Origin of the sequence: Gordonia sp. NB41Y, assembly GCF_030718915.1 — a bacterium.
GTDB classification, from domain to species: domain Bacteria; phylum Actinomycetota; class Actinomycetes; order Mycobacteriales; family Mycobacteriaceae; genus Gordonia; species Gordonia desulfuricans.
Genome location: NZ_CP132196.1, coordinates 1,637,557 through 1,655,856 on the forward strand (window position 1 = coordinate 1,637,557; position 18,300 = coordinate 1,655,856).

Annotated in this window: 19 protein-coding genes; 10 read left to right on the forward strand and 9 right to left on the reverse strand. The window is 68.7% G+C overall.

Going from position 1 to position 18,300, the window contains the following annotated elements:
• Window positions 1-9: 9 nt before the first annotated feature.
• Window positions 10-1,095, forward strand: coding sequence for an XdhC/CoxI family protein (locus Q9K23_RS07025; RefSeq protein ID WP_020790776.1), 1,086 nt, complete (start codon window positions 10-12; stop codon window positions 1,093-1,095).
• On the opposite strand, the gene Q9K23_RS07030 is transcribed toward Q9K23_RS07025, so the two are convergent.
• Both Q9K23_RS07030 and Q9K23_RS07035 read right to left on the reverse strand, forming a co-directional pair.
• On the reverse strand, window positions 1,075-2,919 hold the full coding sequence (locus tag Q9K23_RS07030; RefSeq protein ID WP_020790775.1) for a putative membrane protein: 1,845 nt from the start codon (window positions 2,917-2,919) through the stop codon (window positions 1,075-1,077). The two genes, Q9K23_RS07025 and Q9K23_RS07030, sit on opposite strands and share 21 nt — an antisense overlap.
• Before the next feature lie 136 nt (window positions 2,920-3,055).
• Window positions 3,056-3,787, reverse strand: a complete 732-nt coding sequence (locus tag Q9K23_RS07035; RefSeq protein ID WP_020790773.1) for an enoyl-CoA hydratase — start codon at window positions 3,785-3,787, stop codon at window positions 3,056-3,058.
• Window positions 3,788-3,899: 112 nt separating this feature from the next.
• Between Q9K23_RS07035 and Q9K23_RS07040 the strand changes: the two genes are divergently transcribed.
• Genes Q9K23_RS07040 through Q9K23_RS07060 form a run of 5 tightly spaced genes read left to right on the forward strand, consistent with a single transcriptional unit; the run spans window position 3,900 to window position 8,155 of the window.
• On the forward strand, window positions 3,900-5,030 hold the full coding sequence (locus Q9K23_RS07040; RefSeq protein ID WP_305950441.1) for an NAD(P)-binding domain-containing protein: 1,131 nt from the start codon (window positions 3,900-3,902) through the stop codon (window positions 5,028-5,030).
• A gap of 32 nt (window positions 5,031-5,062) precedes the next feature.
• Window positions 5,063-5,350 carry a helix-turn-helix transcriptional regulator gene (locus Q9K23_RS07045; RefSeq protein ID WP_020793465.1) on the forward strand — a complete coding sequence of 96 codons (288 nt, stop codon included), beginning with the start codon at window positions 5,063-5,065 and terminating at the stop codon, window positions 5,348-5,350.
• Between the two features lie 50 nt (window positions 5,351-5,400).
• Window positions 5,401-6,078 carry a hypothetical protein gene (locus tag Q9K23_RS07050; RefSeq protein ID WP_305950442.1) on the forward strand — a complete coding sequence of 226 codons (678 nt, stop codon included), beginning with the start codon at window positions 5,401-5,403 and terminating at the stop codon, window positions 6,076-6,078.
• Complete coding sequence (locus Q9K23_RS07055; protein ID WP_053778187.1) at window positions 6,075-6,971, forward strand: ATP-binding cassette domain-containing protein; 897 nt, start codon at window positions 6,075-6,077, stop codon at window positions 6,969-6,971. The genes Q9K23_RS07050 and Q9K23_RS07055 overlap by 4 nt, the downstream gene beginning before the upstream one ends.
• Window positions 6,968-8,155 (forward strand): ABC transporter permease, encoded by a 1,188-nt coding sequence (locus Q9K23_RS07060; protein ID WP_020791852.1) that lies wholly within the window; start codon window positions 6,968-6,970, stop codon window positions 8,153-8,155. The genes Q9K23_RS07055 and Q9K23_RS07060 overlap by 4 nt, the downstream gene beginning before the upstream one ends.
• A 199-nt stretch (window positions 8,156-8,354) precedes the next feature.
• On the opposite strand, the gene Q9K23_RS07065 is transcribed toward Q9K23_RS07060, so the two are convergent.
• The 4 genes from Q9K23_RS07065 to Q9K23_RS07080 form a co-directional block, all read right to left on the reverse strand.
• A complete protein-coding gene (locus Q9K23_RS07065; RefSeq protein ID WP_053778188.1) occupies window positions 8,355-9,704 on the reverse strand; it encodes a deoxyribodipyrimidine photo-lyase in 1,350 nt (449 codons plus the stop codon).
• A gap of 39 nt (window positions 9,705-9,743) precedes the next feature.
• Entirely contained in the window at window positions 9,744-10,109 is a 366-nt protein-coding gene (locus tag Q9K23_RS07070; protein WP_020793402.1) for an FKBP-type peptidyl-prolyl cis-trans isomerase, read from the reverse strand.
• Window positions 10,110-10,150: 41 nt separating this feature from the next.
• The gene (locus Q9K23_RS07075) at window positions 10,151-11,476 is read right to left on the reverse strand and encodes a citrate synthase (RefSeq protein WP_082366041.1); all 1,326 of its coding nucleotides are present in this window, start codon (window positions 11,474-11,476) and stop codon (window positions 10,151-10,153) included.
• A gap of 61 nt (window positions 11,477-11,537) precedes the next feature.
• The gene (locus Q9K23_RS07080) at window positions 11,538-12,485 is read right to left on the reverse strand and encodes a carbohydrate kinase (RefSeq protein ID WP_020791983.1); all 948 of its coding nucleotides are present in this window, start codon (window positions 12,483-12,485) and stop codon (window positions 11,538-11,540) included.
• Between the two features lie 82 nt (window positions 12,486-12,567).
• Here Q9K23_RS07080 and Q9K23_RS07085 point away from each other — a divergent pair, with 82 nt between their 5' ends.
• The 3 genes from Q9K23_RS07085 (at window position 12,568) to Q9K23_RS07095 (ending at window position 15,237) form a co-directional block, all read left to right on the forward strand.
• Window positions 12,568-13,251 carry an allophanate hydrolase subunit 1 gene (locus Q9K23_RS07085; protein WP_053778189.1) on the forward strand — a complete coding sequence of 228 codons (684 nt, stop codon included), beginning with the start codon at window positions 12,568-12,570 and terminating at the stop codon, window positions 13,249-13,251.
• The gene (locus tag Q9K23_RS07090) at window positions 13,248-14,120 is read left to right on the forward strand and encodes a biotin-dependent carboxyltransferase family protein (RefSeq protein ID WP_053778190.1); all 873 of its coding nucleotides are present in this window, start codon (window positions 13,248-13,250) and stop codon (window positions 14,118-14,120) included. The genes Q9K23_RS07085 and Q9K23_RS07090 overlap by 4 nt, the downstream gene beginning before the upstream one ends.
• An 85-nt stretch (window positions 14,121-14,205) precedes the next feature.
• Complete coding sequence (locus Q9K23_RS07095; protein ID WP_020792359.1) at window positions 14,206-15,237, forward strand: oxygenase MpaB family protein; 1,032 nt, start codon at window positions 14,206-14,208, stop codon at window positions 15,235-15,237.
• Window positions 15,238-15,276: 39 nt separating this feature from the next.
• On the opposite strand, the gene Q9K23_RS07100 is transcribed toward Q9K23_RS07095, so the two are convergent.
• Window positions 15,277-15,546 (reverse strand): DUF2277 domain-containing protein, encoded by a 270-nt coding sequence (locus tag Q9K23_RS07100; protein ID WP_053778218.1) that lies wholly within the window; start codon window positions 15,544-15,546, stop codon window positions 15,277-15,279.
• A gap of 70 nt (window positions 15,547-15,616) precedes the next feature.
• On the reverse strand, window positions 15,617-16,585 hold the full coding sequence (locus Q9K23_RS07105) for an NADPH:quinone oxidoreductase family protein (protein WP_053778191.1): 969 nt from the start codon (window positions 16,583-16,585) through the stop codon (window positions 15,617-15,619).
• A 61-nt stretch (window positions 16,586-16,646) separates the two neighbouring features.
• On the opposite strand from Q9K23_RS07105, the gene Q9K23_RS07110 reads away from it, so the two are divergent.
• On the forward strand, window positions 16,647-17,342 hold the full coding sequence (locus Q9K23_RS07110) for a class I SAM-dependent methyltransferase (RefSeq protein ID WP_053778192.1): 696 nt from the start codon (window positions 16,647-16,649) through the stop codon (window positions 17,340-17,342).
• A gap of 325 nt (window positions 17,343-17,667) precedes the next feature.
• Here the strand turns inward: Q9K23_RS07110 and Q9K23_RS07115 are convergent, their stop codons facing one another.
• On the reverse strand, window positions 17,668-18,291 hold the full coding sequence (locus tag Q9K23_RS07115; RefSeq protein WP_053778193.1) for a TetR/AcrR family transcriptional regulator: 624 nt from the start codon (window positions 18,289-18,291) through the stop codon (window positions 17,668-17,670).
• Between the last annotated feature and the right edge of the window lie 9 nt (window positions 18,292-18,300).

Genomic DNA, 18,300 nt, shown 5'->3' on the forward strand with positions numbered 1-18,300 from the left:
ACTGAGAAGATGCGTGACGTACTACCCGCCCTGATCGACCGCCTGGCCGCCGGTCCGGTGGCGCTTGCCCGCGTGATCACGACGACGGGGGCCTCCCCCCGCGGCGTCGGGGCGTCGATGCTGGTCACGGCGTCGGGTGAGGTGATCGGATCGCTGTCGGGCGGATGTGTCGAGTCGGCGGTGGTGTGCACCGCCGAACAGGTACTCGCCGACGGTGTGGCGGTGATCGAGCACTTCGGGGTCGCCGAACCGGAAGGTATCGGGATCGGCCTGACCTGCGGCGGAGAGCTCGAGGTGTTCACCGAGCGGGTGACCGATCGGCAGCTACCCGAACTGTACGAGCTCGCCGATGCGCTCGATGCCGATATCCCGATCGCCTGGACCACCACGCTCGGCGGGTCGCCCCGCTGGCAGCTGACCAGCACGCGGACACCGTCGTCGTCTCCCGGTCTCGGTCACGACATCGACGATCTGCTGCGCACCGGACGCAGCGGCGTCGTCGGTGTGGACGACTGCGAGACCCCCGAGGCCGACGCGATGCCGCGGCCGCGGACCTTCGTGCACACCTTTGCCCCCGGATCGCGGTTGATCCTGGTGGGCGCCAACGACTTCGTCCGTGCACTCGGATCGATGGGCACCTCGTTGGGGTATCGGGTCACCGTGGTGGATGCACGACCGGTGTTCGCCACCCGGGCACGCTTCCCCGATGTCGACGAGGTGATCACGATGTGGCCGGACCGCTATCTGGCGCAGGAGATCTCGGCCGGGCGCGTCGATCACCGGACGTGCGTGTGCGTGATGACCCACGACGCCAAGTTCGACGTCCCCACCCTGCAGGTGGCGCTCTCCTGCCCCGACATCGCCTTCATCGGTGCGCTCGGTTCCCGACGGACTGTCACCGACCGGGCAGAACGCCTGCGGGAGAACGGGGTCGACGACGATCAGCTGGGGCGGCTGCGCTCCCCACTCGGCCTGGACCTGGGTGCACACACCCCGGCGGAGGTGGCCGTGTCGATTGCCGCACAACTGATCGCCGAACGACACGAACGCACCGCCTCGCCGCTACATCGGACCTCAGGGCCCATCCACCGCTGAACCGTCCTTCGTGACACCGTCGGCAGTCATCGCATCGTCATCGGCTTCTGCGGAAGCGGATTCGGATGCAACGGCAGTGAGATCGGTGGTCGAGGACGGCACCGGCTGTGCGGGCAGGACGTGCTCACCGGAGCGGTCGCAGCTCAGCGCGAGGGAACTGATGTACTGCTTCTCGCCGTTCGGGCCGGGGACCGCGGAGGCGATCATGTCGGGCCGCTCGAACTCGATGCCGGTGACGCAGCACATCAGCTTCGCATCGCTGGGGTTGCCGTGCTCGTCGTACATCGGCAGGTCGATGCCGTCGTCGGTGCGCCGCAGGTAGTAGCGGCCGCCGGTGGCCAGGGCCAGCACCGGGGGCAGTGCCACCGCGAGGATCAGCGCGACCAGCGGCGAGTACGGCTGGATCGCATCGCCGAAGACGTTGAAGTACACCAGGATCGACGCACCGGCGGCCACGATCAGGGAACCGAAGCCGACGGGGTTGACGTTGTAGAGCATGCCCCGCCGGAACTCGGGCTGCTTGGGCGAGATGCCGAGCAGGTACTTGTTGATCGCGATGTCGGAGGCGACGACGGCGATCCACGCGATACCGCAGTTGGCGTAGAAGTTCAGCAGGTTGTTGAGGAAGCTGAACATGTCGGCCTCCATCAGCACGATGGCGATGATCACGTTGAAGAACAGGAACACCAGCCGGCCCGGGTAGGTCTTGGTGACGCGGGTGAACGCGTTGGTCCACGCCAGCGACCCCGAATAGGCGTTGGTGACATTGATCTTCACCTGCGAGATCACCACCAGGATCACCGCGAGGGTCAATGCCAGCCAGTGCGGCAGGAAGTCCTGATAGATCTCGACGAACTGGTGCACCGGCTGGTTGGCGATGCCGGCGTTGTCGACGGAGATACCGATCAGGTACACCGCCAGGAACAGTCCGACGATCTGCTTGATCGCACCGAAGAACACCCAGCCCGGTCCGGCGGTGAGAGTGGCGATCCACCACCTGCGCGTGTTGTCGGGGGTGCGCGGCGGCATGAACCGCAGGTAGTCGATCTGTTCGGCGATCTGCGCGATCAGTGACAGGCACACACCGGCGGCGAGCATCGTCCCGGCGAAGCTGACTCCCTTGCCCGCCGGGTTGCCGTCGGCGTCGACACCGCTGAACGCGAAGAAGTCACCGATCGCCGACGGATGCTTGATCACCAGGTACGCGAACGGCAGGACCATCATCACCAGCCACAGCGGGGTGGTCCACACCTGCAGTTTGGCCAGGGTGTTCATACCGTAGATGACCAGCGGGATGATCAGCACCGACGACAGCAGATAGCCCACCCACAGCGGGATCTTGAGCCCCAGCAGAAGCCCCTGCGCCATGATCGATCCTTCGAGGGCGAAGAAGATGAAGGTGAACGACGCGAAGATGACGTTGGTGAGAACCGAACCGTAGTAACCGAATCCGCTGCCGCGGGTGATCAGGTCGAGGTCGATGTTGTAGCGGGCGGCATAGTAGGCCAGCGGGTAGCCGGTGAGCACGATGACGACGGCGAAGAACAGGATGCCCCACAGGGCGTTCCCGGTTCCGTTGGCGATGCCGATGTTGGCGCCGATGGCGAAGTCGGCCAGGTAGGCGATGCCGCCGAGTGCGGAGATGGCGACGACGCCCGGCCCCCACTTGCGGTAGCTGCGGGGTGCGAACCGCAACGTGTAGTCCTCGAGTGATTCGCGTGCGGCGGCCGCCTGGGCGCCGGTGGCGATGATGCCGTGTTCGGCGTTCTCGATCTCGCCGATCTCGGCCGTGAATTCGTCCACCCCGTGGTGATCCTTCGACACGTCGTCTCCTTCCGGTCACGGATTGGGCCAACGCTAGAAAGCTGCGGTTACGCCGGGCTCGCCGCCGCGTTTCCGACACGTAACGCCGGGCCGATCGGCCCGGCGTCGGAAATGTCCGAAATTCGGTGTGTCGGAATCACTTTCCGGAGAAGTTGGGCTTGCGCTTCTCGGTGCGTGCGGCCCGCCCCTCGGCGAGATCCTCGCTCTGCCAGGCCTTGAGCATGGCGGCCTGACGGTCGGCGGGCGGGTCGTTGCGGGCGCCGTCGCCGTTGAGCACCATCTTGTAGTGCTGCAGGGTCAGTGGCGCCAGTTCGGCAATGGAGGCGGCCCAGTGCTGGGCGTCGGCGAGATCGCCGATGCGGTTGGCGAACCCGAGGGTGTGCGCCCTGTCGGCGGAGATCGGCTCACAGCCGATCAGCATGCCGCTCGCCTGCCCCGCACCGACCAGCGAGACCAACCGACGGATCGTCCACTCGTCCACGGCGACACCGAGTTTCGCAGCCGGGATACCGGCGATGGCATCCGGCGCCATGACCCGCAGATCGGCGGCCATGGCCAGCTGCAGGCCGGCACCGAGGGCGGCGCCGTTGAGCGCGGCGATCACCGGGACCGGGGTGGCCTCGATCCGCTGGAGAGTGGCGACGAGCTTGTCGAGGAATCCGGGCTCGTACACCGGACCCGACAGGTCGGCACCGGCGCTGAACACCGTTCCGGCACCGGTGAGCACGATGACCCGCGATCCGCCGTCGACCGCGGCGGTGAAGGCGTCGCCGATGCCCGCGAGGACATCGTCGTTGAGGGCATTGCGCTTGTCCGGACGATCGAGCGTGATGGTCGTGACGGCACCGTCGACACTGCTGGCAATCATGGCCCCAGAGCCTACCCACCCGCGCCCGCGCAGGTGCGCCCGGCGCGATCGGTGTGGCGGATTCGCGGCGGGCCCGTTCGTGCCGGTGGCCGGTCCGTGACAGGCTGGCCCGGTGCGCACCCACACCGACGTGCTGATCATCGGCGGCGGCCAGGCCGGCCTGTCGGCGGCCTACTTCCTGCATCGATTCGGGCTCGGCGACCGCTATCAACTGCTCGACCACGCCCCCGGCCCGGGCGGCGCCTGGCAGTTCCGCTGGCCGACGCTGACCCTCGCGGCCGCCAACCGGGTACACGATCTGCCCGGGTTCGGGCTGGTCGAGGCGCTCGGTGGTGACTGTGATGCCTACCCGGCGTCGACGGCGGTCCCGGACTACTTCGCGCAGTACGAGAAGCGGTTCGGGTTGCACGTGGAACGGCCGGTGCACGTCCGGTCGGTGGCACGAGACGGGGACGGCTTCCGCGTGCACCTGCGGCCCGATCCCGCCGGCGAGAAGCCCACCGAGATCACCACGGGTGCGCTGATCAACGCGACCGGCACCTGGGATCGCCCGTTCATCCCGCACATCCCCGGGATCGAGGACTTCGGCGGGCGGCAGCTGCACACCCACGACTACACCGGCCCCGCGGAGTTCGCGGGCAAGCGCGTCCTGGTGGTGGGTGCCGGCATCTCGGCCGTCCAGCTGCTGATCGAGATCGCCCGAAACGCCCCGGGTGTGCAGACGTTCTGGTGCTCGCGCCGCGAACCGTCGTTCGATCCGACGCCGTTCACCGCGGAGAAGGGCCGTGCGGCCGTCGCCCGTGTGGACGAGCGCGTTCGCGCGGGGCTGCCGCCGACGTCGGTGGTCTCGGTGACCGGATTGGCCCTGACACCGGCGATCGACGCAGCGCGCCGCGACGGCATCCTCACCTGGCGGCCGATGTTCACGCGGATCACCGAGACCGGCGTGTGCTGGGACTGCGGCGGTACGGGATCCGACGGCACCGCCGAGACCGCACTGGACGTCGACGTCATCTTCTGGAACACCGGTTTCCGCAGTTCACTGGACCATCTCTCGCCGCTGCGGCTGCGCGGGCCGGGCGGTGGGATCACCATGACCGGGCGCCTGGCCACCGTCGTCGCCGACGACCCGCGTATCCAACTGCTCGGGTATGGCCCGTCGGCGTCGACGATCGGTGCCAACCGGGCGGGCCGCGAGGCCGCCCGCACCGTCGCCGACCTGCTCGAAGTCCAGACTGTTTGACATTCTGTTGGGTTTTCCCAACAATCGGATGGGTGAGTCCGGTCAGGCGGGGCGAGAAGCTCCCCATCTTCAACCGACTCGGCGTGCTGCGCGCCGAGCGTCGGATGAGCCGGGCTCAGCTGGCCGAACTGGTCGGTGTCAACGTCCAGACCGTCGGAGCGCTGGAGCGGGGCGATCACTACCCCAGTCTCGATCTGGCCTTCCGGATCTGCGACGTCTTCGACCTGCCGGTCGAGGCCGTCTTCAGCCGGTCGGAGTTCGGGGCGATGTCGGCCGAACTGTATCGGCGACCGGTCCCCGACGCCGGTACGCCCACCTGAGGCGGATCACAACCCAGTCCACGAGCAACCGTCCCTGGTGGAGGTGCACGATGTACGACCCCAACTCGGCGATACCCGAGGAAGCACAACCGGTGTTCTGGCGCCGCTTCGACGCCTGGCGCGGCGAACGGCATCAACGATTCACCGCGCGCAACGCCGGCCGGCTACGCAGTTGGCGCAACCGACGCACCTACCGCCGGGTCGTGATCGCCCAGATGACCAGCGTTCTGGTGATGTTGCTCGGCGCCGTCCCGGCGTTCTTCGACAAGACCTGGTTTGTCATCCCGTTCGTCGGGGGCGCCCTGGCCACCCTCGTCTGGCAGCGAATCCTGCGCATCATCACCGGCTCGATCGGCGACGCACCGGTCACCGCCCTCGACGAGATCCAACTGGCACAGCGCAATTCGGCGCGATCACTGGCATTCATCGTCCTGTTCACCCTGATGTTCATCCCGTACCTCGTCCTGATCGGGCTGTCGGTGCAGGACGAGGTGGCCGGTCAGACGGTGTACGGGGTGGCGATCCTGCTGGTGTCGTTGCTGTTGAGCGCCGGGGTGCTGCCGTCGATGCTCATCGCCTGGTGGATGGCCGACCCGGATCCCGATGACTACGAGGTGATCCCAGCCCTGCCAGACACCCCCGGTCACCTCGACCCCGCCCCGCGCGACCCCACTCATCTCGACCCCGCCCATCTCCATCCGGCCGATCAGAAAGGACCTCACCGATGACCGGCATCCTGGCCGTCGACGGCCTGCACAAACGTTTCGGGGATGTGATCGCATTGCGCGACATGACCTTCGATGTCCGCCCCGGCGAGATCTTCGGATTCGTCGGCAGCAACGGTGCCGGCAAATCCACCACGATGCGGATCATCCTGGGCGTGCTCGCCGCCGACTCCGGCGAGGTACGCCTGGGCGACAAGCCGATCGACCTCGTCACCCGGCGCAAGATCGGCTACATGCCCGAGGAACGCGGGCTCTATCCCAAGATGAAAGTCGGTGAGCAGCTGCAGTTCCTGGCCCGGCTGCACGGGCTCAGTGCCGCCGGCGCCCTCGCCAGCGCCCGCCACTGGACCGACCGGCTCGGCGTGGCAGCACGATTCGACGACAACGTGGGCGACCTGTCCCTCGGCAACCAGCAGCGCGTGCAGCTGGCCGCCGCCCTGATCCACGATCCCACCGTCCTGGTGCTCGACGAACCGTTCTCCGGACTCGACCCGGTGGCCGTCGATGTGATGAGTGAGGTCCTCCAGGAGAAGGCCGGCGAGGGCATCCCGGTGGTCTTCTCGTCCCATCAGCTCGACCTCGTACAACGGCTGTGCGATCGGGTGGGCATCGTCGCCCGCGGCGAGATGCGCGCCATCGGAGCCGTCGACGATCTGCGGGCCCGCGGCGGCGTCACCCTGGAGGTGACCGGCCCGCCCACCGACCGGCGCTGGGCCGATGGTCTGCCCGGCGTGCTGACCGCCGACTACGGCCCGACCACCGCACTGCGCGTCGACCCGGCTGTCGTCGACGACCAGCAGGTCCTGGCCGCCGCCCTCACCGTCGGACCGGTCCACCGGTTCACCACGTCCACCCCGTCGCTCACCGACCTGTTCCGAGAGGTGGTCACCGCATGAGTGCCCCATCGGCGTCCTCCGCGATCTGGCTGATCGCCCGGCGCGAGATCGTCACCCGAGCCAAGACCCGATCCTTCGTGATCACCACCGGCGCCTTGATGCTCATCATCATCGTGGGCTCGATCATCTGGTCGGCATTGTCCGGCGGCGGCCCGAGTACCGAGCGGGTCGGACTCGTCGGCGACGCCCCGGGCCTGTCGGCCACCCTCGAGGCATCCGGGAAGGCCGCAGGCACCCCGATCGACGTGGTGACCGTGCCGTCGGAGCAGCAGGCCCGCGACGACGTGTCCTCGGAAGATCTCGACGCCGCGATCGTCGCCGGCCCGTCCGATCAGTTCGTCCTGCTCGGCAAATCCGGTGTCGACGACACCCTGGCCGGGATCGTGCACGCCTCGATCGATCAGTCGGTCCTGGCCGCGGGTCTGGCCGAACACGGGGTCGATCCGGCGTCACTGCCCCGCGCCACCATCCGCACCGAGGAGACCTCACCGACCAAACCCGATGAGGGACAACGGATCGTGGTGGCCCTCGTCGGCTCCATCCTGCTGATGATGGCGATCATGACCGGCGGCGCGATGGTGGCGGTGGGTGTGGTCGAGGAGAAGACCTCCCGCATCGTGGAGATCCTGCTCGCGACCGTCAAACCGCTGCATCTGCTGTGGGGCAAGATCCTGGGCATCGGCCTGATCGCCCTGGTCCAGGTGGTGCTGCTCGGCGCCACCGCACTGATCGCCGGTGCCGCCACCGGCCTGCTCACCATCGCGGGCACGGCGATCGGCATGTTCGCGGCGGTCCTGGTGTGGTTCGTCCTCGGCTTCCTGTTCTTCGCGATCCTCTACGCCGCGACCGGTGCCCTGGTCTCCCGGCAGGAGGAGCTGAACTCGGCGATCACCCCGTTGACCGTGCTCTCCCTGGCGGTGCTGTACGCCGGGATCTTCGGCATCCAGGCCCTCGACTCCACGTTCATCACGGTGCTCAGCTGGATTCCACCGTTCAGTGCGGTGCTGATGCCGATCCGGATCGCCACCGGCGACACCGACGTGGTGCAGGTGATCGTCACCGTCGTGCTGATGATCGCGGCATGCTTGCTGGCCACCTGGCTCTCCGCCCGCATCTACCAGCGGTCGATCCTGCGTACCGGCACCCGGGTGTCGTTCCGGGAGGCCCTGAGCATGACCCGCTGACCCGGCCGGCTCGTATGCAGCAGGAGCGCCCACTGGGCGCTCCTGCTGTGTGAGAGGGGCATACGAACGATCTGGCGCCACCGAGTGCATCGGTGACGCCCCCACAGCCTACGACGGGCCGTCAGGCGCCCGCCACCGGCCATCCCATGACCCCGTCCCGAGGGCGCAGGGCCTGCTCCTGCTCGTCCATCCGAGGCGCTCAGAGACCACCGAACCGGCGCAGCGCCTCGGCGCGTTCGGCCTGATGGTCGACGATCGGTTCCGGATAGCGGTCGGTCCCGAACTCCGGCACCCAGCGCGCCACGTAGCGGCCGTGCGGGTCGAATCGCTTCGCCTGGGTCGCGGGGTTGAACACCCGAAAGTACGGTGCGGCATCGGTTCCCGTGCCCGCCGCCCACTGCCAGCCGTGCTGGTTGGAGGCGATGTCGCCGTCGACGAGCTGGTCGAGGAACCATCGCGCACCCCACCACCACGGCAGATGCAGATCCTTGACCAGGAACGACGCCGTGAGCATCCGGACCCGGTTGTGCATGAACCCGGTCTCGGCCAGCTCTCGCATCCCCGCGTCGACCAGCGGGAAGCCCGTCCGGCCCGCGCGCCAGGCGTCGAAACGCGCCCGTGCGGCCGCATCGGTGTCGAGTTCGATCTCGTCGAAACCCCGATTCCAGTTGTGCCAGGCCGACTCCGGCCAATGGAACAGCACATCGGCGTAGAAGTCGCGGAAGGCCAGCTCCCGCAGATAGGCACCGGCGCCGGGGCTGTCGGAACCGGGAGTGCCGGGCCCGAACAGGTCGACCACCATGGTGCGGGGGTGGATGTTGCCGAACTTCAGGTACGCCGACATCCGGCTGCTCGCATCGAGATCCGGGCGGTCGCGGTCCTCGGCGTAGCGGGCGAGCCCGGAACCGACGAAGTCCTGCCATCGTGCGGCCGCCGCGGCCTCACCGGCGCGCATCGGCGAGGCCACCGGCGCCGGCGGGATGCGCACGCGCCCGGACGCCTCGACGTCGTCGGGGTCGACGATGCGCGCCTGATCGCTCGACGTGGCGGCCGGCAGTCTCCACCCGTGTGCCTGCCATTGCCGGAAGTACGGTGTGAACACCTTGTACGGGTCACCGTCGGATTTGCGGATCCGCCCGGGCGACACCAGATACGGCGAACCGATCAGCTCCAGGACGACACGGTCGGCACCGCTGTCACCGTCCGGGTGCGCCAGGGCCGCGGCGACGGCGGCGTCGCGGCGCCGGCCGAACGGTGAGGGATCGTGTCCGGCGTACACCGCACCGGCGCCGACGGCACGGACCAACCGTGGGATCTCGGTCTCCGGTCGTCCGCGGACCACCAGGAGCCGGCCGTGCAGCGAATCGTCGAGGGCGCGCAACGAGTCGAGGAGAAAGGCGAGGCGCCGGTCGCCCGCCGACCGTTCGAGCCGGGGGTCGAGGACGAAGCAGGGCAGCACCGCCCGGCCGTCGCCGGCCGCCGCGGCCAGCGGGGGCAGATCGCCGATGCGCAGGTCCCGCCGAAACCACAACAACGCCGGTGCCGACATGTCTGCGGCACCGACGTCGTCGGGATGGGTCGAGATGGCCTATCCGACACCGAGCAGGTCGATGACGAAGACCAGCGTGCGGCCGGACAGACGATGTCCGCCGCCTGCCGGACCGTAGGCGAGCTCCGGCGGCACGGTCAGCCGGCGACGACCGCCGACCTTCATGCCGGGGATGCCCTCCTGCCAGCCCGGGATCAGCCGCTCCAGCGGGAAACGGGCGGACTGACCACGATCCCAGGAGGAGTCGAACTCCTCACCGGACTCGAAGTCGACGCCGACGTAGTGGACGTCGACGACGTCGCCACGCTGCGCCTGGTCGCCGTCACCGACGACGAGGTCGGTGACCTCGAGTTCGACCGGGGCCGGGCCCTCGGGGAATTCGACCTCGGGCTTGGTACTGCTCACGGGACTCTCCTTTGAGTCGGTTCGAGTAGCGCCGGGAACGCTCAGCGCTCGCCGAGGCCGATGTAGTCGCGCTCGGTGTAGCCGGTGTACAGCTGACGCGGGCGACCGATCTTGGTGGTCGGGTCGGCGTTCATCTCACGCCAGTGCGCGATCCACCCGGGCAGACGGCCGAGGGCGAACAGCACGGTGAACATGCGGGTCGGGAAGCCCATCGCCCGGTAGATGACGCCGGTGTAGAAGTCGACGTTCGGGTAGAGCTTGCGCTCGATGAAGTAGTCGTCGCTGAGGGCGACCTCTTCGAGACCCTTGGCGATGTCGAGCAGATCGTCCTGCACGCCCAGCGATTCGAGGATCTGGTCGGCGGTCTTCTTGACGATGGCCGCACGCGGATCGTAGTTCTTGTAGACGCGGTGCCCGAAGCCCATGAGCTTCACGCCGTCTTCCTTGTTCTTGACCTTGGCCATGAACGCCTTGGTGTCGCCACCGGCGGCCTTGATGTCCTCGAGCATCTCGAGCACGGCCTGGTTGGCGCCACCGTGCAGCGGACCCCACAGGGCGTTGATGCCGCCGGAGATCGAGGTGAACAGGTTGGCCTGCGACGAACCGACCAGGCGCACCGTCGAGGTGGAGCAGTTCTGCTCGTGGTCGGCATGCAGGATGAACAGCATGTCGAGGGCCTTGGCCACCTTGGGGTCGACCTCGTAGGGCTCGGCCGGGAAGCCGAAGGTCATCCGCAGGAAGTTCTCGACCAGCGACAGCGAGTTGTCCGGGTAGAGGAACGGCTGGCCCGCGGACTTCTTGTAGGCGTAGGCCGCGATGGTCGGCAGCTTGGCCAGCAGGCGGATGGTCGACAGCTCGACCTGCTCCGGGTCCTTCGGGTCCAGCGAGTCCTGGTAGTAGGCGCTCAGCGCGTTGACGGCGCTGGAGAGCACCGGCATCGGGTGGGCGTTGCGCGGGAAGCCGTCGAAGAACCGCTTGAGATCCTCGTGCAGCAGGGTGTGCCGCTGGATCTTGTTGGTGAACTCCTCGAGCTGGCCGGTGGTCGGCAGCTCACCGTAGATCAGCAGGTAGCTGACCTCGATGAAGGTGGACTTCGCGGCCAGCTGGTCGATCGGGATACCGCGGTAGCGCAGGATGCCGGCGTCACCGTCGATGTAGGTGATCGCCGACTTCGTCGACGCGGTGTTGACGAAACCACCGTCGAAGGTGGTCAGACCCGTCTCCGACAGGAACTTGCCGAGGCCGACCGAGTCACTGCCTTCGCTGGCCGCCAGGATCGGGAGATCCAGCGTCCCGCCCGGGTAGGTGAACGTCGCCGTCTCCGGCTTTGATGTTTGCGCGCCGGTGGGAACCGTTTCAGCGGACACTCGTGGACCCCTTCGTTCAGGTGCGAGATTTTCCTTCTCGTCCGTTCAGGACTCTTGAGTATTAAACGTAGTCTGTTCGAAGCTCGCTCGCCCACGGAGGGTCCGCACCGGGGCGTGACACCGTGACCGCCGCCACAGCGGTGGCATGGGCGGCGATCTCGGTCCAGGCGTCGTCGGAGAGGCCGGCAGCCGCCTGCGACGAGAGCGCCCCCAGCCGGTCGACGCGATGCAGAACCGCCCCCATGATGCTGTCACCTGCGCCGATGGTGTCGGCGACACTCACCGGCGGGGCCGGGACATGATTCCTGCCGGAGGCGGTGATCACGTCGATGCCGTCGGCGCCGGCGGTCACGAGCACCACGGCCACACCCGCGGAGATCCAGTCCTCGGGACGACTTCCGGACGGCCCCTGCGCGAGCCAGGACGCGTCCTCGTCGGAGAGCTTGACGATGTCGACCGCGTCCATCCAGGAGGCGAAGCGGCGACGGTAGGCGTCCGGGTCGGAGATCACCGCGGCGCGGATGTTGGGATCGCAGGCCACCAGGCGGCCCTCGGCGTGACTGCGCCGCAGGATGGTCTCGTACACCGTCGCACCCGGTTCCAGGACCAGCGACAACGTGCCGAAACACACCGCAGAGGCGGTCGGTGCGAACGGCCCCGGGTCGTCGACCAGGCGCGATGCCGTGCCGTCGAGGTAGAAGGTGTAGTGCGCGGCGCCGTCGGAACCGATGGTGGCCAAGGCGAGCGGCGTGGCCTCCGGACGCCGCTGCACCAGGCTGGTGCCCACCCCGGAATGCCACAGTGCGGCCATGATGGCCTCGCCGTAGTCGTCGGTGGACACCGCCGAGCAGAACGACACCGCACTGCCCAGCCGGCCCAGGGTGATCGCCACGTTGAACGGTCCCCCGCCCAGCGCCGGCTGCAAGGGCGCCAGTCCATCGGACGGGCTCGCCGAAGCGGTGGAGACGACGTCGACGAGCGCCTCACCGCAGACCACGATCTCCCTCATCGGGGTGCGCTCCCGGGGCGCCGCACGTTCACGACGCTCAGTGTGCCATCCGCCCGTGGGCGCGGGAGTAGATTCGGTGTCCATGAGCGAGCTGTCGAGAAGCGAGCTTCCCGCGGGCCCGGATGCCGTCTTGCTCGACTTCGCCGGTGCACCCGATGCGGCACTGGCCGTGACACACACCGACCATCGGCTGCGGGCGGCGTGGGCGGCGGGCGAGCTGCCGACCCTGACCGACATCGTGCCGAGCGCCGAGACGGTGCTCGTGCAGTTCGAATCCGGCTCGGGTGTCGATCGCCTCGGCCTCCGTCGGGTATTGCGTTCGGCCGGAACAGGTTCCGCCGGAACCGCCGACGCCGGGGCCGACGAGGTCCGGATCCCGGTGGACTACGACGGCCACGACCTGGCGGCGGTCGCCGGGGCACTCGACGTGGGCGTCGACACGGTGGTCCGGATGCATTCCCAGACCCGGTGGCGTGTCCAGTTCATGGGTTTCGCACCGGGTTTCGGGTATCTGGTGCCGGCCGACGACCCGAACCATCCACTCACCCGGATCGGCCGGCGCGACGAACCGCGGACCCGCGTCCCGGCGGGGTCGGTGGCCATCGCGGCCGGCTACTCGGCGGTGTATCCGCGACAGAGTCCGGGCGGATGGAATCTCCTGGGGCACACCGACATCATCCTGTGGGACGAACATGCCCCGAATCCCTCGACATTGTCGGCGGGGATGACGGTGATCTTCGACGACGTGACCGGACGGCAGAAGTGACCCTGATCGAGATCGTCGCCCCCGGCCCGCTGGCCACCATCCAGGATCGCGGCCGGCCGGGATATGCCCATGTCGGGGTGCCGCGGTCGGGGGCGGCCGACCGGCCCTCGATGGATCTGGCGAATCGCCTTGTCGGCAACGACGACTCGGCCGCGGTCATCGAGGCCACCCTGGGCGGTCTGCGGATTCGGACCGACACCACCGTGCTGGTCGCGGTGACCGGCGCCCCGGTACCGGTCCGCGCCGGCGGCCTGTCGGTGGCCGTCGGTACCGCCGTACCACTTCCCGCGGGCGCCGAGCTGGCGTTGGGCACCCCGGCGCACGGGTGCCGGACCTATGTCTCCGTACGCGGCGGATTCGACGTCGCGACCACCCTCGGGTCCCGGTCCACCGACACCCTGTCCGGCCTCGGGCCCGCTCCCCTGTCGCCCGGCGACGTGGTGGGCGTCGGCGACCTGCACGGCCCGTGGCCCGCGGCGACCGAGGCGCCACTGGATTCCACCCACCCCGACGTCACCCGGCTGACGACCCGGGCCGGACCGCGGCGGGGGTATCTCGCCGACCCGTCCGGCCTGTTCACCGGCGAGTGGGTGGCCACCGCGCACAGCAATCGTGTCGGGGTTCGGGTGACGCGCCCGACGGGTTCGGCCGCACCGGTGTTGCGACACCGCGCGGACATGCCGGAGCTGCGGTCGGAGGGTGTGGCCCACGGGTCGGTGCAGATCCCTCCGGGCGGCGAGCCGGTGATCTTCCTGGCCGACCACCCGGTGACCGGCGGATACCCCGTCGTCGCGGTACTCACCGCCTCGGCGTCGGGCCGGGCCGCACAACTGGCCGCCGGGGATCGGGTGCGCTTCGTCGAGGACTGACCGCAGGTCCGGACAGCCCGCGACCGTCCCGGCCCACCACTGTGACGGTTGACACTATGTTGAGACGCTTCTAGAGTTTCGTCTCATGACACAGGTTGCGCCGAGCCCTGCGGACGACGTCCGCCCCGCGCCGACCCCCGCGGACCCCCCGGTCGAGTACGCACCACTCGGGCCGGATTCGCTGACCTGGCAGATCTGGGGCACCTGGACCGGCATGTTGCAGGGGCTGTGGGCCGGGTCCATCCAGAACATGCATCCCAAGCTCGGTCAGGCCGTGTGGGATCACTCCGACTTCTTCGGGGAACGCTGGCAGCGGCTCCTGCGGTCGCTGTACCCGATCAGCGGCGTCGTCTTCGATTCGGTGGCCGGCGCCGAGACCGGTCACGAGGTGCGCGACTATCACCGCACGGTCAAGGGCACCATGCCCGACGGTTCGCGCTATCACGCACTCGACCCCGACGTCTTCTACTGGGCACATGCCACCTTCTGGTACGGCAACGTGCGGCTGTGTGAACGCATGGGACCGTGGCTCACCGAGGACCAGAAACGGCAGCTGTTCGAGGAGTCGAAGGCCTGGTACGCCCAGTACGGCGTGTCCATGCGACCGGTCCCGGACACCTACGAGGACTTCCTCGAGTACTGGGACCACATGTGCCGCAACGTTCTCCGCGACCACGAATCGGTCCGGACGGTCCTCGACATCTCCCTGCTGCCACCGCCGCCGTTCCTCCGGTTCATCCCGAAGTCGATCTGGCGCAAGCACATCGCCGAGCGGAACGCCAAGTTCTTCCTGTGGCTGACCACCGGGTTCTACGACGAGCCCATCCGGGAACTGATGAACCTCGAGTGGACCGAGCGCGACGAGCGGATGTTCACCCTGCTCGGCCGGGTGGTGAACCTGGTGATGCACCGCATGCTGCCGAAACGCTATCTGCGCCATCCCCGTCCGCGCGATGCCTGGGATCGGGTGCAGGGCCGGGTGCCGATGAACGCACCCCTCGTCGAGACCCCGACGCGCAATCTGCCGCCGGTCGACGAGCGCGACAACCCGATGCACTACTGCCCGATGCATGCCGCGCGCCGGGCCACCTACCCCGGACGCGTCGACGGCGACTGACCCGTCGGCGCCCGCCGGTCGGCGATCACACGACGCCGGTCATCCCCGCGCCGCGATCCGGGCCTGTACCTCCGGCCGGCGCAACGGCGGCACCGTCTTCGGTGGTTGCCGTCGCGCCGGCAGTTCGGCGAGCAGTTCACGGGTGGCCGCGGCGACCGCCGAGACCGCCGCGTCGAAGGCATCGGCGTTGGCCGCCGACGGATGCCGGACACCGCTCACCTTGCGTACGTATTGCACCGCGGCCGCGGTGATCTCGTCCTCGGTGGCCGGAGGCTCGAGCCCCCGCAGTTCGGTGATGTTGCGGCACATGACGTTCCCCTGATCGGCGTTCCCGGCCACCCCTGTCGTGCGGTCGGCCGGTGGTCGGTCTGCCCGGTTGTCAGTCGTTGATGTGGACGACCGCCTTCCCCAGGATCCGCCCCTCGGCGAGATCGGTCAACGCCTGCGACAGATCCTCGAGCGGGTAGGTGACGTTGACCGGCGGGCGCAGTCCGGCGGCGATCATCTCGGTCAGTTCGTCGTGCAGGAGACCCGGGACGCCCGGATGGGTGCGCACGTACTCGCCCCACGCGGCACCGACGACGGCGATGTTGCGGAACAGCACCCGGTTGAGCTTGACGGTGGGGATGCCGCCGGCGGCGAAACCGATCACCACATACCGGCCGTCGGGGGCCACCTGCCGCAGCGCCTCGTCGAAGACGTCACCGCCCGACGGGTCGATCATCACGTCGACGCCCTCCGGCGCGAACTCGCGCAGCTTCTCGCCCCAGCCGTCGGTGAGCGCGACGACGTGGTCGGCGCCCAGCGAGCGCAGCAGGTCCTCGGCGCCCGTGCGGTGCACGATGGCGACCACCTGCGCGCCCATCGCCTTGGCGACCAGGATCGATGCGACACCGATACCGCCCGCGGCACCGAGCACGCCGACGATCTCACCGGGGGCGGTCTGGGCGCGCAGTTTCAGGGCGAACAGCGCGGTCTGGAAGTTGATGCCGAGTGCGGCACCCTCGTCGAAGGTGAGGCCGTCGGGCATGGGCAGCAGTTGCTCGGGGGCCGCGGCGACCTGCTCGGCGAATCCACCGACCACCGACGCGACGAGCACGTTGTCGCCGGCGGAGAAGCCCGAACCCTCGGGGGCCGACCGCACCACACCCGCGACCTCGGTACCCGGGGTGAACGGTGTGGGGATGCGGAGCTGGTATTTGCCCTGGCTCATCAGCAGGTCCGGGAAGCAGATCCCGCACGACTTGATGTCGACGAGAACCTGCCCGTCGGCCGGCATCGGATCGGGGGCGTCGACGAGTTCCAGCGCGGACGGACCGGTCTCTGCGGTGAGTACCTGAGCTCTCATGCTTGCTCACCCTACGCGGAGCCGACCAAACGCATGCTTGGCAACGCTAGGATCGTCGATCATGACCGCCTCGTCGGCCTCGACGCCGCTCGCCGCCCCCTCACCCGAACGTCTCCAGGTCGCTGCCGACGCGCCCGGATTCATGCCGCTCGACGAGGCCCAGACCCTGTTCGAGATCGCCGTCGACTACCTGGACCAGGCCGAGTCCACCAAGGTCGGCGTGGAGATCGGGACCTACTGCGGCAAGTCGACGGTGTTCCTCGGCTCGGCCGCCGAGGCCACCGGCGCGGTGCTGGTGACCGTCGACCATCACCGCGGTTCCGAAGAGCACCAGCCGGGCTGGGAGTACCACGACCCCACCCTGGTCGATCCGCATGCCGGCACCCTCGACACGTCGGCTCGCTTCCGCCGCACCATGTTCGACGCCGGGCTCGAGCAGACGGTGATCGGGATGCTCGCCCCGTCGACGACGGCTGCGCGTGCGTGGGGCAAACCCGCCGACTTCGTGTTCATCGACGGCGGTCACTCGATGCAGGCCGCGCAGAACGACCTCGACGGCTGGGCGCCGTGGGTGCGCATCGGCGGTGCCCTGCTGATCCACGACGTCTTCCCCGATCCCGCCGACGGTGGACGCCCGCCGTACGAGATCTACTGTCAGGCGCTGGCCACCGGACAGTTCACCGAGGTGCGGGTGGAGGGGTCGTTGCGGGTGCTGCGCCGCGATTCGGGGGTGGTCGGCCGACCGCTGCCGAAGTAGTCGCCCGCCCCCTTCGTGTCCGCCCGGAATCGCCTACCGGGACCTGTCGTTGCGACGGCGCCGCCGAGCCGGGTTCATTGATCTGGCGAACCCGTAGCGAACAGGAGAATCCATGTCCGAGCAGGCCCCGGAACCGACCCTTGTCCAGAAGATCCTCACCACCGTGGCGATCAAGGTCTACCAGTTCAAGGAGAAGTTCTCCCGACGCGGTCGGTGACGTCGGATCGACATACCCCGGGCCGTGCGGCGTGGTGCTCGATGCACCTGCCCCACGGCCCGTGTCGTGCCGGGCACATCGGGGCACCCCACGGCACGTCCGGGCCCATCACGGCGCAGATCGCAACGCCGGCATGACATATCGATCGATCTGCCGCCGCACCGACACCGGGTCATCGGCGTCGACCGTCGCGCTCGGCATGGTGCCCAGACTGATCAGGACGCGCGCAACCCACTCGGCGACCTCGGCCGGATCGTGGCCGGAGTGCAGCTCACCGCCGGTGATCGCCTCGTCGACGAAGGGGCGCCAGAAGGCGGCGAGGTCCGGGATCAGCGCCGCGACACCGACATCCACGCATGCCGCATACTCGTCGGGCTCGTCGGTGCGAAGCCGGAGCAGGAGCGTACCCGGGTCGTCGTAGGCGCCGCGGCCGATCCGCACCCCGGCGGTGAGGCGGCCGGCGAACCCGTCGATCGTGGACAGTTCGGCACGGGCGTCGGTCCAGAACGAGGCGGTCAGCCGCACGATGGCCGCGCCGACCATCGCCCGCTTGTCCGGGAAGTGCCGATACAGCCATGCCCGTGACACCCCCGCCACCTCGGCGACCTGCTGCATCGTGGTGGCCCGGATCCCGTGCTCGGCCAGCAGCTTCTCGGTGGCGTCGAGCAGTCGATCGGTGACGCTGACCGCGGTGTCGGTCTCGGTGTCGGTATCGGTCTGCGCAGGGCCCATGGCCCGACT